At 62.3% G+C, this 14,780-nt stretch carries 20 protein-coding genes; 4 read left to right on the top strand and 16 right to left on the bottom strand.

Annotated elements, in window-relative coordinates; translation table 11 throughout:
• Position 1: 1 nt before the first annotated feature.
• Positions 2-823: an ABC transporter substrate-binding protein gene (locus AVO45_RS11145; protein WP_068346959.1), complete on the bottom strand. Its 822-nt coding sequence runs from the start codon at positions 821-823 to the stop codon at positions 2-4.
• Positions 820-1,797, bottom strand: a complete 978-nt coding sequence (gene pip / locus AVO45_RS11140) for a prolyl aminopeptidase (protein ID WP_068346957.1) — start codon at positions 1,795-1,797, stop codon at positions 820-822. The genes AVO45_RS11145 and pip overlap by 4 nt, the downstream gene beginning before the upstream one ends.
• Before the next feature lie 48 nt (positions 1,798-1,845).
• Between pip and ubiG the strand changes: the two genes are divergently transcribed.
• Complete coding sequence (gene ubiG, locus AVO45_RS11135) at positions 1,846-2,592, top strand: bifunctional 2-polyprenyl-6-hydroxyphenol methylase/3-demethylubiquinol 3-O-methyltransferase UbiG (protein WP_068346955.1); 747 nt, start codon at positions 1,846-1,848, stop codon at positions 2,590-2,592.
• A 7-nt stretch (positions 2,593-2,599) separates the two neighbouring features.
• Here ubiG and AVO45_RS11130 read toward each other — a convergent pair whose 3' ends face one another.
• From AVO45_RS11130 to AVO45_RS11115, 4 genes are read right to left on the bottom strand one after another with little or no spacing between them, the layout of a single operon-like run.
• Entirely contained in the window at positions 2,600-3,040 is a 441-nt protein-coding gene (locus tag AVO45_RS11130) for a MarR family winged helix-turn-helix transcriptional regulator (protein ID WP_068346953.1), read from the bottom strand.
• A gap of 14 nt (positions 3,041-3,054) precedes the next feature.
• Positions 3,055-3,885: a carbon-nitrogen hydrolase family protein gene (locus AVO45_RS11125; protein ID WP_068346951.1), complete on the bottom strand. Its 831-nt coding sequence runs from the start codon at positions 3,883-3,885 to the stop codon at positions 3,055-3,057.
• On the bottom strand, positions 3,885-4,142 hold the full coding sequence (gene grxC, locus AVO45_RS11120; protein ID WP_068346950.1) for a glutaredoxin 3: 258 nt from the start codon (positions 4,140-4,142) through the stop codon (positions 3,885-3,887). Before grxC ends, AVO45_RS11125 begins: the two co-directional genes overlap by 1 nt.
• Positions 4,143-4,178: 36 nt before the next feature.
• Complete coding sequence (locus AVO45_RS11115; RefSeq protein WP_068346947.1) at positions 4,179-4,907, bottom strand: ComF family protein; 729 nt, start codon at positions 4,905-4,907, stop codon at positions 4,179-4,181.
• Positions 4,908-4,923: 16 nt separating this feature from the next.
• Between AVO45_RS11115 and AVO45_RS11110 the strand changes: the two genes are divergently transcribed.
• Together AVO45_RS11110 and hemH are read left to right on the top strand one after the other, a co-directional pair.
• Entirely contained in the window at positions 4,924-5,754 is an 831-nt protein-coding gene (locus AVO45_RS11110) for a methyltransferase domain-containing protein (RefSeq protein WP_068346945.1), read from the top strand.
• A 58-nt stretch (positions 5,755-5,812) separates the two neighbouring features.
• Positions 5,813-6,862, top strand: coding sequence for a ferrochelatase (gene hemH / locus AVO45_RS11105; protein WP_068346943.1), 1,050 nt, complete (start codon positions 5,813-5,815; stop codon positions 6,860-6,862).
• Positions 6,863-6,929: 67 nt separating this feature from the next.
• Here the strand turns inward: hemH and AVO45_RS11100 are convergent, their stop codons facing one another.
• Positions 6,930-7,112, bottom strand: coding sequence for a ferrochelatase (locus AVO45_RS11100; protein WP_068346940.1), 183 nt, complete (start codon positions 7,110-7,112; stop codon positions 6,930-6,932).
• A gap of 139 nt (positions 7,113-7,251) precedes the next feature.
• A complete protein-coding gene (locus AVO45_RS11095; RefSeq protein ID WP_068346938.1) occupies positions 7,252-7,851 on the bottom strand; it encodes a L,D-transpeptidase in 600 nt (199 codons plus the stop codon).
• Between the two features lie 168 nt (positions 7,852-8,019).
• On the opposite strand from AVO45_RS11095, the gene dalA reads away from it, so the two are divergent.
• Entirely contained in the window at positions 8,020-8,547 is a 528-nt protein-coding gene (gene dalA, locus AVO45_RS11090) for a divisome-associated lipoprotein DalA (protein WP_068346936.1), read from the top strand.
• 60 nt (positions 8,548-8,607) lie between these two features.
• On the opposite strand, the gene AVO45_RS11085 is transcribed toward dalA, so the two are convergent.
• The 8 genes from AVO45_RS11085 to AVO45_RS11050 form a co-directional block, all read right to left on the bottom strand.
• On the bottom strand, positions 8,608-9,072 hold the full coding sequence (locus tag AVO45_RS11085; RefSeq protein ID WP_068346934.1) for a PTS sugar transporter subunit IIA: 465 nt from the start codon (positions 9,070-9,072) through the stop codon (positions 8,608-8,610).
• 58 nt (positions 9,073-9,130) lie between these two features.
• On the bottom strand, positions 9,131-9,694 hold the full coding sequence (gene hpf / locus AVO45_RS11080) for a ribosome hibernation-promoting factor, HPF/YfiA family (RefSeq protein ID WP_068346932.1): 564 nt from the start codon (positions 9,692-9,694) through the stop codon (positions 9,131-9,133).
• A 251-nt stretch (positions 9,695-9,945) separates the two neighbouring features.
• A complete protein-coding gene (gene lptB / locus AVO45_RS11075; RefSeq protein WP_068346930.1) occupies positions 9,946-10,704 on the bottom strand; it encodes an LPS export ABC transporter ATP-binding protein in 759 nt (252 codons plus the stop codon).
• Positions 10,704-11,147, bottom strand: a complete 444-nt coding sequence (lptA, locus tag AVO45_RS11070) for a lipopolysaccharide transport periplasmic protein LptA (protein ID WP_240482122.1) — start codon at positions 11,145-11,147, stop codon at positions 10,704-10,706. The genes lptB and lptA overlap by 1 nt, the downstream gene beginning before the upstream one ends.
• A gap of 51 nt (positions 11,148-11,198) precedes the next feature.
• Positions 11,199-11,798 carry a hypothetical protein gene (locus AVO45_RS11065; protein ID WP_068346929.1) on the bottom strand — a complete coding sequence of 200 codons (600 nt, stop codon included), beginning with the start codon at positions 11,796-11,798 and terminating at the stop codon, positions 11,199-11,201.
• 13 nt (positions 11,799-11,811) lie between these two features.
• Complete coding sequence (locus tag AVO45_RS11060; protein WP_068346927.1) at positions 11,812-12,780, bottom strand: KpsF/GutQ family sugar-phosphate isomerase; 969 nt, start codon at positions 12,778-12,780, stop codon at positions 11,812-11,814.
• Positions 12,777-13,391: a ribonuclease D gene (locus AVO45_RS11055; protein ID WP_068346925.1), complete on the bottom strand. Its 615-nt coding sequence runs from the start codon at positions 13,389-13,391 to the stop codon at positions 12,777-12,779. Before AVO45_RS11055 ends, AVO45_RS11060 begins: the two co-directional genes overlap by 4 nt.
• 211 nt (positions 13,392-13,602) lie before the next feature.
• Positions 13,603-14,778, bottom strand: coding sequence for an ABC transporter permease (locus tag AVO45_RS11050; RefSeq protein ID WP_068346922.1), 1,176 nt, complete (start codon positions 14,776-14,778; stop codon positions 13,603-13,605).
• Between the last annotated feature and the right edge of the window lie 2 nt (positions 14,779-14,780).

Here is a 14,780-nt window from a genome sequence, read left to right as displayed (position 1 = left end):
TTCAGGTCATCCACCACCGCTCGGCGATACGGCCATCGTCCAGCACTCCGCGTCCCGCGATCTGTCGAGGCATCCCGACCGACGGGGCCACGGCCAGCGCCATGTCCGACTCGGAGGGGTGAAACCGGAAGCCCCGTCGCGTGCGCAAGTCATCCGGCATCGGCAGGGCGGCGACATCCACAAAACCGTCGCGCAGGGCCTCGGCGCGGATGGCGGCATCGGGGATCACGATGATCTCGACCGCATCGACCCAGCCGGCCTGACCGTCCTTGTAATGACCCGCGACCCGACGCCCCAGGAAATGCCGGTGATCCTGCGCCCGCTCGACCCGATAACAGCCGGTGCCGTTGGCGTCCTGCAGCGGCGTCACGCCCTGCCCCTGCCGGGCAATCACGAACCGGTTGTCGGCCAGCCGGAACGGAAGGTCCGGGGTCGAGCCGGCCAGTTCCACCAGCACACGGTTCGGCGCCAGCGCCTCGGCCCGGCCGAATTCCGACAGGATCGCGATGACATCTTCGCCGCGCAGAGGCGCTCCGTCATGGAAGGTCACGCCATCGCGCAGATCGAACGTCCAGATACGGGCCTCGGCATCGGTCTGCCAGCCGCTGGCCAGTTCGCCGCGCAAGGTGCCGTCAGGCGCGATTTCCGTCAGCGTGTCGAAAACCGCGCCGCGGGCCACCTGTTCCAGGCTGTCGTCCCGCGGGACCGCCAGCCGCAGCGTGCCGCCGGTCTTGGGCGTGCCCGCCAGCGAAACGCCGGTCGCCGCCAGCAGCGCGGCCGCGGCACCGGAGGCAAAGAGCGCACGACGGTCGATCCGGGTCATGCCACGCCCTCCGCAACCCGATCCATGATCCGGACCAGCTCGGCGCTGATCCCCGGCTCTGACAGCGCATGGCCGGCGTTGCGTACCATCCTGAGTTCGGCCTCGGGCCACGCTTCGCTCAGCTTCCAGGCCGAATCCGGCGGGCAGATCATGTCATATCGGCCCTGCACGATATGCCCGGGGATATGGGCGATTCGATCCATCTGGGCCAGGATCTGACCATCCTGTTCCAAGAAGCCACCGTTCAGGAAGTAGTGGTTTTCAAGGCGCGCAAAGGCGCGCGCGTAATCTCCGGGGCTTTCTCCGACCGGCCCGCTTATGTGGACTGACGCCAGAGCGTTCTCCCAGTTGGACCAGGCCCTGCCATAGAGGATCTCGGTTGCGTAGTCTCCCGAGAACAGGCGCTTGTGGTAGGCGCGAATCGGATCGTTCTGTTCGTTCTCGGGCAGAAGCGACAGGAATTTCTGCCAGTGCTCGGGCCAGAACTTCCCGGCGCCGCCTTCGTAGAACCAATCCAGCTCGGCCTGCGTCATCAGGAATACACCACGCAGAACCAACCGGCGGACACGATCAGGATGGCTCTGGGCATAGACCAGCGCAAGCGTCGCGCCCCAGCTTCCGCCGAAGGCAATCCAATCCTCGATCTGGAGCAACTGCCGGATACGTTCGATATCGGCGACAAGATGCCACGTCGTGTTGTGCTCGACCGAGGCATGCGGTCGCGACCGGCCGCAGCCGCGCTGGTCGAAGAGAATCACCCGAAAGACCTGTGGATCGAAATAGCGCCGCATCGCGGGGCTACAGCCGCCGCCCGGTCCGCCGTGCAATATGACTACGGGAATACCGCTGGGATTTCCGCATTGTTCCACATAGATACGGTGGCCGTTGCCCACATCGACCATCCGCTGATCAAAGGGGTCGGTCGGCGGGTAGAGATATTGAACTGCGCGCTTTTGGTCCGGGTATTTGTCCATTATGGGCCTATATAGTCCTTAAGCGTAAAAGAGCACACGGAGACAGGAATGCAAGCGCCTCCAAACACGGTGGACCCGTCCGAGATCGCGAAATTCGAGGCCATGGCCGCCGAGTGGTGGGATCCGCACGGTAAATTCAAGCCGCTGCACATGCTCAACCCCTGTCGTCTTGACTACATCACGCAGCAGATCGCCGGCGAGTTCGATCGCGACCTGAAAGCGCCGAAACCGTTCGATGGGCTGCGCCTGTTGGATATCGGCTGCGGCGGGGGGCTGCTGTCCGAGCCGATGGCGCGGCTGGGTGCCGAGGTGGTGGGCGCGGATGCGGCCGAGGGCAACCTGCCCGTGGCCCGGATTCATGCCGAGCAGTCGGGCCTGGACATCGACTATCGCCACACCACGGCCGAGGCGCTGGCCGCGGCGGGTGAACAGTTCGACGTGGTTCTGAACATGGAGGTGGTCGAGCACGTGGCCGACCCGCTCAGCTATCTGACCGCCACGCAGGAGCTGCTGAAGCCCGGCGGGCTGGAGATCTGTTCGACCATCAACCGCAATCCGAAATCCTATGCCGTCGCGGTTTTCGGGGCCGAGGTGATCATGCGCTGGCTGCCGCGCGGGACGCATGAATGGTCCAAGTTCATCACGCCGGACGAACTCTATGACCTGCTGCGCAAGGCCGGGCTGGAGCCGGTGGACCGCAAGGGGTTCGTGTTCAACCCGGTTTCCTGGAGCTGGTCGATCTCGGACCGCGATCTGAGCGTCAACTACGTCACCGCCAGCGTAAAGCCCCGCTGAGTGCGTCCTATTCCTCTTCCAGCCTGATTCGCAGATCGCGCAGGATGGGCAGGGCCGCGCGCACCCTGTCCTGTCCCAGTTCGCCGACGACACGATTGATGAGCGGCGCGATCGACGAAATCGCCTGATCGCGCGCCTGCCGCCCGGCGGGGCTGATCGCCACCATCTTGCGGCGGGCATCGTCCCAGTCGGGACGGATGTGGATGTAGCCTGCCCATTCCAGCTTGGCGAGCGTGTTGGTCATGGCGCCGCGGGTGACGTGGAAGGTGCTGGCCAGTTGCGCCGGGCTGCGTTCGCCACCCACGAACACCAGATGGTTCAGCACCGAGAAATGCGAAAGCTCCATGCCCTTGGGCAGCACCCGGCTCAGCCGGTTCCGCAACAGTTGATCGGCGGTCAGGATCTCGCTGAACAGCGCGACCGCCAGGGATTGAGCGTCGTCTGCCATGTTCCGAGTTTGGATCAGGGCCCGTCAAAAGGACGGACATGTGTCAGGGAAGGCACTCGGCGGCGTGCCTCGGTAACAGAATTATCATCCAGATCGAAAAAGTGAATGCCCGGTCCGGTGCCTGCGTCGATCACAACCTCTCCCCAGGGGCTGACGACAAGGCTGTGCCCATAGGTGTGGCGCGTCCTGCCCCGGGTCTTGGGATGCGTGCCCGTCTGAGCCGGCGCGATGACCCAGCAACCGTTCTCGATGGCGCGGGCGCGCAGCAGCGGCTCCCAATGCGCCAGGCCGGTCACCGGAGAGAAGGCCGCAGGAACCGTGAGAATCCGCGCCCCCGCCTGCGCCAGCGCGGCATAGAGATGCGGAAAGCGCAGATCATAGCATATGGTCATGCCCACCTTGCCGAAATCGGTGTCCGCCACCACGGCGCGGTTGCCGGGGCGATAGTTGGCGGATTCGCGGAAGGTTTCCGCCTCGGTCACCTGCACGTCGAACATGTGGATCTTGTCGTATCGCGCGACGATCTGCCCCTGCGGATCGATCAGGAATGACCGGTTGGCAAAGCGGCCGTCCGCGTCATGCGTCTTGATCCCCAGCGAGCCGATCAGCAGCCAGATGCCCAGTTCCGCAGCCTGCCCGCGCAGGCCGGCAAGCGTGATGTCATCCTCTTCGTGCAGCAACACCTCGCGTTGCCGCGTCGTGCTGGTAGAGACGCAGTTGGTGACCTCGGGCGTCAGGATGAATTTCGCGCCCTGAACCGCCGCCTCGCCGATCATGGCGCGCACCATATCGAGGTTCGCTGCGGGATCGTCCGACGAGGTCAGCTGCAGCAGCGCGGTTTTCATCAGGCGGCCAGCAGCGGGTCGAGCTTGCCCGACATGTCGAGGTCGAACAGATCGTCGCAGCCGCCGACATGGGTCTCCCCGATGAAGATCTGCGGCACCGTGCGGCGGCCATTGGCGCGCTGGATCATTTCCGGTTTGCGATCCGGGTTGGCCAGCACGTCGATTTCGGTGAAGGCGATACCCTTCTTGGTCAGCAGCCGCTTGGCCGCATGGCAGTAACCGCATAGCGGCGAGGTGTAGATTTCTACCGGTTTCATTTCCGTTCCCCGAGATTTGCCTCAATCTAGGGGGAATTAAGCATTCTTGGCAACGCGCGCCAGTGTCAGCACGCAAATCCGCTCTGCGCCTGCGTCAAGACAGGCACGGGCGCAGGCCGCCAGCGTCGCGCCAGAGGTCATCACATCATCCACCAGCAGCACATCGCGTCGCACCATCCGATGACGCCGCCTGGGATGCGCCGAGATGGCGCGGGACAGGATCTCGCGTCGCTCTTCGGCGCTCTTGCCGTCCAGTATCGCGGTGCGGTGGGTCCGCACCAGCAGATCGGGGCAAACGGACAGGCCGGTTTCCCGCGCCAGATACGAGGCCAGCAAGGCAGACTGGTTGTAGCGCCGCTTCGCCAGCCGCGACCAATGCAAGGGCACCGGGGCGATCAGCATGCCGTCACTCATCATCTCCCGGCCTGCCTGCGCCATCCACAGGGCGGCGGGTCGTGCCAGCTCAGGCCTGTCACCATGTTTCAGGGCCAGAACCAGCCGTCGCGCGAGGCCCTGATACAAAAGCGCGGCCCGCCCGTCCGCCCAGGGCCGGGGCGTCCTCATGCAGTCATCGCATTCGATTCGATGACCATCCGGTTCGCCCGGCAGGGGCGTTCCACAGCTGTCGCAAACGGTACCGCCGATGAACGGAGTTTCCCGCCAACAGGCGCCGCACAGTCCGAAATCGGCAGCGACCAGTTCGCCACAGCCCACGCAGCGTGGCGGGTAGATCAGCTCAACGGCGGTTTGAATCCGGCTCCACATGCGTTAACTGCGCCTCATGAAAATGCCCGCCGACACAAAACCCGCCCTGTTCGACCGGGCCGCCCTGGCCGCCCATCGCGCCCGTGCCCAGGATGATGCGCTGTTTTTGCACCGCGCGGCGGTGGACGAGGTGAAGGATCGCCTCGCGATGGTTAACAGAAGGTTTTCGTCGCCGGCGATCGTCACCCCCTACCCTCATGTCTGGCAAGACGTTCTGCCCGATGCGGCGATCGTGGCGGATGAGGACGTTCTGCGATTCGAGCAGGGCGCTCATGATCTGGTCGTTCACGCGATGGCGCTGCATTGGGCCGATGATCCGGTCGGTCAGCTGATTCAATGCCACCGCGCCCTGAAGCCGGACGGTCTGTTGCTGGCGATCTGCCTTGGTGGGGAAACCCTGCACGAATTGCGCGCGGTTCTGGGGCAGGCCGAGGTCGAGGTGACGGGCGGTTTGAGCCCCCGGATAGCGCCCATGGCCGAGATCCGCGATCTCGGGGCCTTGCTGCAACGCGCTGGGCTGGCCCTGCCGGTGGCCGACAACGTGGCGCTGACGGCGGAATATCGCGATATCTGGCACCTGATGCGCGATCTGAGGGCAATGGGCGAAACCAATGCGCTGGCCGCCCGTCTGAAACATCCGACGCGACGCGCGGTGTTCGAACGCGCCGACCAACTCTATGCCGAGCATTTCGCCACGCCGGAAGGACGCCTCCGGGCCACCTTCGACCTGATCTGCCTGACCGGATGGGCGCCGCATGAAAGCCAACCCAAACCGCTGCGCCCCGGCTCGGCGCAGGCCTCGCTGGCGCAGGCGCTTGGAGCCACCGAGGGCAAACTGCCCGATTGACGCGGTCCGATATCCCTTTATCTCAGTCGGAACCGCAAAAACACTCAGGAAGCTCGATATGTTTGATGCCACCCGCCCAACCCATGCGCCCGCCGATCACCCGAAGGTGAAAATGGGCCGGGTCGGCATCCTGCTGGCCAATCTCGGCACGCCGGATGACTACACCTACTGGCCGATGCGGCGCTATCTGAACGAGTTTCTCTCGGACAAGCGGGTGATCGACTATCCGGCGTGGAAATGGCAACCGATCCTGCAGGCGATCATCCTGACCAAGCGCCCGTTCACTTCGGGCGCGGCCTACAAGTCGATCTGGGATCATGAAAAGGGCGAAAGCCCCCTCATGCTGATCACCAAGGACCAGACGGCAAAGATTCGCAGCGCGATGAAGGCACGTTTCGGAGATCGCGTGATGGTGGATTTCTGCATGCGCTACGGCAATCCCTCGACCAAGTCCAAGGTCCGGGAAATGGTGGCCGAGGGCTGCGACCGGATCCTGTTCTTTCCGCTCTACCCGCAATACGCAGGCGCCACCACGGCCACCGCGAATGACCAGTTCTTTCGGGCGCTGATGGAAGAAACCTGGCAACCGGCCAGCCGCACCGTTCCCGCCTATTTCGACCGGCCCGAATACATCGACGCGCTGGCCGCCTCGATCGAGCGGGCCTACGCAGGCGTGGACACCCGGCCGGACATCCTCGTGTGCTCATATCACGGAATGCCGGAACGCTATCTTCAGCAGGGCGACCCGTATCACTGCCAGTGCGTCAAGACCACGCGGTTGCTCAAGGAGCGCCTGGGGTGGGACGACAGCCAGATCGTTTCGACCTTCCAGTCGCGTTTCGGCCCCGAGGAATGGCTGAAACCCTATACCGTCGATCACGTGGCCGAATTGGCGCGGCAGGGCAAAAAGAATATCGCGGTCGTCGCTCCGGCCTTTTCCGCCGACTGCATCGAAACGCTGGAAGAAATCAACGAAGAGATTCGCGAAAGTTTCGAGGAGGCCGGTGGCGAAACCTTCACCTACATCCCCTGCCTGAATGACGATGACGCGCATATCTCTGCGCTCGCGCAGGTGATCGAGGACAATCTGAAGGGCTGGCTCGATTGAACGGGCGCAAAAAAGAAAAAAAGGCGGTGGAAATCTCCACCGCCTTTTTCACGTATCGTGTGTCCTATTAGCTTGCTGCGACAGCAACGCCGACCAGAACCAGCAGGACCAGCGGCAGAACGATGCCACCGGAAGTGCCCTGAGTTTCCTCAACGACGACGGGCGCTTCGACAACCGGTTCTTCCAGGTTGCCGGCATATGCCGTCGAAGCTGCTGCGGTCAGAGCTGCGGCGAGAACGAGTTTCTTCATTTTAACCTCCAGAATTTGCGCGTTTCCCAATACTTGAAGCGCGCACCCAAGACTTACCTCGTAACGTTTTCTAATCAGCTATCCACACAGAATGCAATTGATACTTGTTTCTTCGGCGCCCTGGCTTTCGAAAATGTCGTCAAATTAGCAACACTTGCGTGCCGACCTTCGCCAAAGAGAAGAGCTCGGAAATATGCTCGTTGTAAAGGCCGATACACCCATTGGACGATCGCCGTCCGATCTTGCGCGTGTCATGCGTGCCGTGGATTCGATAATACTGCCAGCTCAGGTACAGAGCATGCGTTCCCAGCGGGTTGTCCGGCCCCGGAGGGATGTAGTCGGGCCATTCCGGGTTTCGCCTCTTCATGGAGGGTGTCGGCGACCAGCTGGGGCCTTCGACCTTTCGAATTACGCTGGTTCGTCCGCGGCGGGTCATTTCCTCGGTCAGGGGAACGGACGACGGATATAGCCTGTAGATCGACAGATCTTCGGACCAATAGTGCAGTGCGCGGGATACCGTATCGACGAGAATCGCCCCGTTTCGGGTGTTCGAAAAATATGTTTGCCACTTCTGTGCGCGGAACCCGGAAACGTTGCGCCGGACGGGCGGCTCGGCCTCGGGGGCCGGGCGGAGTGGGTCGCCGGGGATGTATTGCGCGATCGCCGGAGATGCGAGTGCGGAGGTTGCGCCGGCCAGAAATCCACGGCGGGTCGCGATGTGAAAGGGTTTCTTGACCATGAATACGGTCCTCTATCTTCCTTTGGGCTCGAAATCCTCGACAGTCTATTGCCGGAATGCCTCATCGGCAAATCAAACCGGCGAATTCATGCACTTTGGGGCAATGGGTATTTGCCCAGCACGTCTCAACACGTTATTCGAGTGCGCGCAACAACGACCAGGTTTGTCATGATCCGCCTAATTTCCCTTCTTCTGATTTGTTTTTTTGCTTTGGCCGCATGCACCTCGCCCAATAGCGCGCAGAAGCTGGGCGCCGATGGCAAGCCGCTGCCTCAAGTCTACAAGATTCGCGGTAATCCGGAGAAGATTCAGTACCGGATGCTTGATTCCGTCAATGCGTTGCGCCAGGCCTCGGGGCTGCAGCCAGTGCAATTGAACGCTCAACTGACCGCAGCGGCGGCAACTCACGCCAAGGACATGGCGCGTCAGAACCGCCCGTGGCACTTTGGGTCCGACGGATCTTCACCGCTCGACCGGGTGGCACGTGCCGGCTATCCGGGCTCTTTCGTGGGAGAGGCGATCTCGGAGACCTATGAGACGGAACTCGAGACACTGGCCGCCTGGATGGAGGAAAAAGGCTCGCGCGCGGTCATCATGGACCCGACGGCGACGGATATCGGCTTTGCCTGGCATCAGGAAAAAAGCGGCAAGCTGTGGTGGACGCTGGAGATGGGGGCTGGCGGCTATTCCCTCTGACCGCTAGCAGCGCGAACAAAAAAGCCCCGCAAGGGGCCTTTTCCATTTTGAAACATGCGCTTATGCCGCCTGGACCGACTGTGCTTCGGTCAGGATCGCATAGAGTTTTACTGGGTCCGGGTTGGCGCGAAGTTTGTTGCATACCGCCGACTCACGCAGGGTGCGTGACACCAGCGCCAGTGCCTTGAGGTGCTCGACGCCAGCTTCCTCTGGCGCGAAGAGGGCAAAAGCCAGATCGACCGGCTGCCGGTCGACGGCACCGAAATCGAGCGGTTTTTCCAGCAGAACGAAAACGCCTGCAACCGAGTCGATATCCGGCAGGCGGGTATGGGGCAGGGCGACACCGTGGCCGACACCTGTCGGGCCCAGGCTTTCGCGTTCGAGTAGCGACTCTACGACGGTTTGTGCATCCTGGTTCAGTACGCTGGCGGCGACATCACCGATTTCCTGAAACAGCCGCTTCTTGCTCGAGGCGGAGGCCAGAACACGCACCGCCTCGGGCTGGAGGATGCTCGAAAGCTCCATGATTTCGCTCCTGATCGTGCCCCCGCATGGCGGAGGCACATATCGTCAATCTTGCCTGTTACGGATCGATCCAGCCGATATTGCCGTCATCCCGGCGATACACGACGTTCAATCCATCTTTGGTTTCGTTGCGGAACACCAGAACCGGGGCTCCGGCAAGCTCCATCTGCATCACCGCTTCGCCGACACTCAAGGACGGAATCTTGGTTTCCATCTCGGCAACGATGATCGGCTGCAACGAGTTCGGCTCATCCGCCGCGCTCGATTCGTCCGAGGCGAGGATATAGGACGACGCACCGAAGAGTTCAACCGGTTCGGCCCGCTCGCGGTGATGGTCCTTGAGGCGTCTCTTGTAGCGGCGCAGTTGTTTGTCCATCTTTTCGCAGCAGGCATCAAACGCTGCATAGATTTCATTTGCATGCGCCTTGGCCTGGGCGGTCAGCCCGGTGGACAGATGTACGGTCGCTTCGCACACGTACTCATGCGCCGAACGGGAAAAGACGACGTTGGCGTCGGTCGGCCTTTGGGCGTACTTGCCCATGACCTCACCCAACTCAGTCTGCACATGGGTCTGCAGAGCTGCGCCGATGTCGATCTGTTTTCCGCTGATTTGATAACGCATGTGATCTCCTTCACAATTCGCACCCATTCTGACGCCGGAAACTTCGGCGTGCCTGTTCTTATCGGGTGGTGGGGGACGGCATCACCAACGGTGGTCCGAAAGCGCCCCCTTCCCGGAAAGGGGGCCGTGATCCAGACTGGAACCGAAGAAATGCCATGATGCAATTGAGGCAAGAGATGGCGGCAGAGTCAATCGAAACAGGCATGAGTTGACGCGATTTCCGGTATCTCGCCTGCGGGACGGAGCCGGTTTCAGGAAATCCGGAAGTTTTCACCCAGATAAACGCGGCGGACGTTCTCGTTTTCGACCACCTCGCTGGGTGTGCCCGACATCAGGACCTGACCGTCATGCAGGATATAGGCGCGATCCACGATCTCGAGCGTTTCGCGGACATTGTGATCCGTGATCAGAACGCCGATGCCGCGTTTCTTCAGGTCGGCGACCAGATGACGGATATCGCCAACGCTGATCGGGTCAACCCCGGCAAAGGGCTCGTCCAGCAGCAGGTATTTCGGATCGGCCGCCAGGCAGCGGGCGATCTCGACCCTGCGGCGTTCCCCCCCGGACAGCGCCAGGGCGGGGGCACGGCGCAGATGCTCGATGGAGAAGTCGGACAGCAACTCTTCGAGCCGCTCCTTGCGCCTGTGGGCATGTTTCACGGTGATGTCGAGAACGGCGGCGATATTGTCCTCGACGCTCAGGCCGCGAAAGATCGACATCTCCTGTGGCAGGTAACCGATTCCCATGCGGGCGCGGCGGTACATCGGCAGGGTGGTCGCGTTCTGCCCGTCGATCGTGACCGTGCCGGCTTCGGGGAAAACCAACCCGGCAACGGCATAGAAGGTGGTGGTCTTGCCCGACCCGTTCGGCCCCAGCAGCGCCACCACTTCGGACCGGTCGAGCGACATCGACACGTCGCGGATCACAGTCTTCTTGCGGTAGGATTTGCGCAGCTTCTCGATCTTGAGGCCCGAAGACCCTTCTGCGACTGCAAGATTCGGGCGGGCCATCAATTCTGTTCCGTCTTCAGGATGGTCTTTACGCGACCGACCATCTGCGCGGTGCCGGTTGCCAGGTTCACGGTCACCTTGTCGGACGAAATCGTATTCGGCCCCTGATTGAGCAGGGCATTGCCGGTCAGAACGATAACGCCGCTTTCGATCGTGTAATCTGCCTTGTCGGCCTCGGCCTCGTCGGGTCCGCTGACCAGCACCACGTCGCCGGTCGCCTCAACACGTTCGATGGCGGATTTTTCCTCGTTGTATATGACAAGGACACGGTCCGCGGACAGGCGCATGTCGCCCTGGATCACGACGACGTTGCCCTTGAACTCGGCCGAGCCGTCTTCCTGGTTCACGTCCAGCGTTTCGGACGTGACTTCGACCGGCAGGGTCGGATCCGACGCCCCTTCGCCGAAAGTCAGGCTGGTCTCCTGCGCGAGTGCAGAAGTCACGGTCAGGGCCAAAACGGTGCAAAACGACAAAATGCGTAAATCGATCACGAGTTATCTTTCCGGCTTCTCAGGGTGATATATCAGCTTCACACCGTCTGTAAAAAGGATATGCACCGGCCCGTCCTCTTTTTCGGCGCCGAAACGCATCGCTCCGGCCGTGAGCTCTCCGATCGGTCCGGTGCCGTGGACCGTTCCGGGCGCGTCGCCTTTGATTTCATCCAACGCCGTGTTCAGCACATCGGTCGTCAGGCGCATGCCGTCGGCCGTTGTCATGACGACATTGCCCGTGAACGTTGCCATCCCGCGGTCGGGCCTGACCGAACCGAGATCGGAATCGAGCGTCATCACCCGCCCGTTCTGGAAGCGTATTGTGCCCTTGAAGTCAGAGGCTTCGGTCGGGGCCTGAGCGCCGCCGGGGCGGGCAATGGATGCCGACACCTGTATTTCGTCGCCCTTCCGCGTGGTGCCTGTATAGACGGGGCGAGTGATCTGCTGCCCCTTCAGCCGGTCGTCCATGTCCCGTTCCGAGAAGGGCCCGGTGACATCCGTCTCGATGCCGCGCGAAAGCAGAAACACCGTGGAGAGCAGGACAATCGCCGCAAGCGGCAGCAGAACCTTGAGGAACTGCACCATGCGGGAATAGCTGTCCACGATCGCCCCCCCGTTATCCCAGACCGACGCGCAGGCAGTCGTGAATGTGCAGCAGCCCCTGCGCGCGCGCCGGGCCGTTCTCGTCCACGACGAATAGCGAGGTGATCTTGCGCTGGTTCATCACCGCCACCGCCTCTTCGGCCAGGGCGTCGGGCGCAATCGTGGTCGGGTTCCGGGTCATCACCTGTTCGGCCGTGTTGTCCAGCAGCCCGTCCATGTGACGGCGCAGGTCGCCGTCAGTGATGATGCCAGCCAGGTTGCCGTCGGTATCCGTAACACCGGCGACGCCGAACCCCTTTTGGCTGATCTCGATCAGCGCGTCGCTCATCGGCGTTTTCATCGACACCAGCGGCAGCGCCGACCCGGTATGCATCAGGTCGCTGACCTTGCTCAGCCGCGCGCCCAGCTTGCCGCCCGGGTGGAACTCACGGAAATTCTCGGGCCGGAAATCGCGGTATTTCATAAGCGCGATGGCCAGCGCGTCGCCCATCGCAAGCGTCAGGGTCGTCGAGATCGAGGGCACCATGCCAAAGCCGCAGGCCTCGCCCATCGACGGGATCAACAGATGCACGTCGGCCTGTTTCATCAGCGTGCTTTCGGGCTTGCTCGACAGACCGATGAGCGGAATGCCGAAGCGGCGGGTAAAGCCCAGCAGGTTCGCCAACTCGGGCGCCTCGCCGGAATTCGAGATGGCCAGAACAACGTCGTCCTTCGACACCATGCCCAGATCCCCGTGGCTGGCCTCGGCCGGGTGCACGAAATAGGCAGGCGTTCCCGTGCTGGCCAGCGTGGCCGCGATCTTGTGGCCGATATGGCCGGACTTGCCGATGCCGCTGACGATGATGCGCCCCTTGGCATCAAGAACCAACTGCACGGCCTTGGCGAAATTCTCGTCCAGGCTGTCGGCCAGCACGTCCAGGGCCCGGGCTTCGTCCGTGACGACCTGTCTCGCGGTTCTGAGGAAGGATTCTGTATCGGTCATGCGTGGGCAAAGATGTCGATTTCGGGCCAGCCGGCAAGATCGAGCCGGGCGCGGGTGGGAAGGAAGTCGAAACAGGCCTGCGCCATGTCGGTCCGCCCTTCCCGGGCGAGGCGCTTGTCCAGTTCCTCGCGCAGGCGGTGAAGGTAAAGCACGTCAGATGCAGCGTATTCCAGTTGCGCCTCGGTCAGGGTTTCGGCGCCCCAATCGCTCATCTGCTGCTGTTTCGAGATGTCGATCCCGATCAGTTCCTGGCACAGGTTCTTCAGACCGTGGCGATCGGTGTAGGTGCGGACAAGCCGGCTGGCGATCTTGGTGCAATAGACCGGCGCGGCCAGAGCCCCGAAGGTGTGATAGAGGGCGGCGATGTCGAAGCGCCCGAAATGGAACAGCTTGAGGACATCCGGGTTTTCCAGCATGGCGCAGAGATTCGGCGCCTCGGACTGCCCCTTTTCGATCTGAACGATATGGCTGTTGCCGTCGCCGCCGGACATCTGCACGACGCACAGGCGGTCGCGATGGGGGTTGAGCCCCATGGTTTCGCAATCGATGGCCACGACGGGGCCCAGATCCAGCCCGTCGGGCAGGTCGTTTTTGTAGAGGTGATTAGCCACGAAAATGTCCTTTGTGCCGTACCGGCACCGAGATAGGGGGTTTGACCGATAAACTCAACTGCGGCCCGGGACTTTGAACTTTCTGTTGTCAATCCCGGGCAGGCTGTGGGTCCGGGGCCTGGGCGCCTTGTTCAAAACCGGTGCGGAATCCCCAAAAGAAAAGTTGGCCGCAAAGCGGCCAACCGGGAGGGATCAAGAGCCTTTGATCGTGTCAGCTCGGCGTCATGCCCCTCAGCCGCTCTGATCGCCTGCGCAGCATCTCGACCGTGGTCAGCAGCACGATGGAGATGGCCACGAGGAGCGTCGCGACCGCCAGGATGGTCGGCGAGATCTGCTCGCGCAGGCCGGTGAACATCTGCCACGGCAGGGTCTTCTGGCCGGCCGAACCAACGAACAGCACGACCACGACTTCGTCGAACGAGGTGATGAAGGCGAACAGCGCGCCCGAGATCACGCCCGGCAGGATCAGTGGCATCTGCACCCGGAAGAAGGTGGTGACCGGGCCAGCCCCCATGTTGGCTGCGGCGCGTGTCAGCGACTGGTCAAAGCCCACCAGCGTGGCCGTTACGGTGATGATCACGAAGGGGATGCCCAGGGCCGCGTGCGCCAGGACCACGCCGAAATAGGTGCCCTGCAGGCCGATGCGGCTGTAGAAGAAATACATGCCGGCGGCCGAGATGATCAGCGGCACGATCATGGGCGAGATCAGGATCGCCATGATCGGACGGCGGAACGGCACATGCGGCTGGCTCAGGCCGATCGCTGCGAGGGTGCCGAAGCTGACCGAAAGCAGCGTCGCCATCGGTGCGATCTTGAGCGAGTTCCACAGCGCCTGTTGCCAGTCTGGATTGTTGAAGAAATCCTCGTAGTGCTTCAGCGAGTAGCCGGCCGGGTCAAAGCGCAGCATCTCGGGCGTGAAGGTGAAGAAGTCCTGCGCGTTGAAGCTGAGCGGCATGACCACCAGGATCGGGGTGATCAGGAAGACGAAGATTGCGCCGCAGATGACCCGGAAAGTGTAGTGCCACAGGACCTGTCCGGGGGTCAGGTAAGGCGCCAGGTGCATGCGATAGCGCGACGTGGCCAGCCAGAAGATGAACCATCCGGCGAACCAGCCGAACAGCGCGCCGACAAGGGCGACCGAAAAGCCGCCCATTGCATAGCCGGCAACGAGGAAGGCCGCAAAGACGATCCAGCGCAGTGGTTTTTCCTTGTCGGTCATGCCGGTCAGGACAAAGCCCATCGCGGCCAGCAGCACAGCGCCGATGATGACGCCCATCAGGCCTGAGCCCTGCGCCGTGCCGACGAAGAGGCCGAAGAAGGCTCCGGCGGCTGCCGAGACGGCGGCGACGAAACCGGGGGTTTGAGGTTGCACGTTCGTGATGGTCATTG

Origin of the sequence: Ruegeria marisrubri, from assembly GCF_001507595.1 — a bacterium.
GTDB classification, from domain to species: domain Bacteria; phylum Pseudomonadota; class Alphaproteobacteria; order Rhodobacterales; family Rhodobacteraceae; genus Ruegeria; species Ruegeria marisrubri.
The sequence above is the reverse complement of the archived record's forward strand: the minus strand, read 5'-3'. Positions and strand labels throughout refer to the sequence as shown.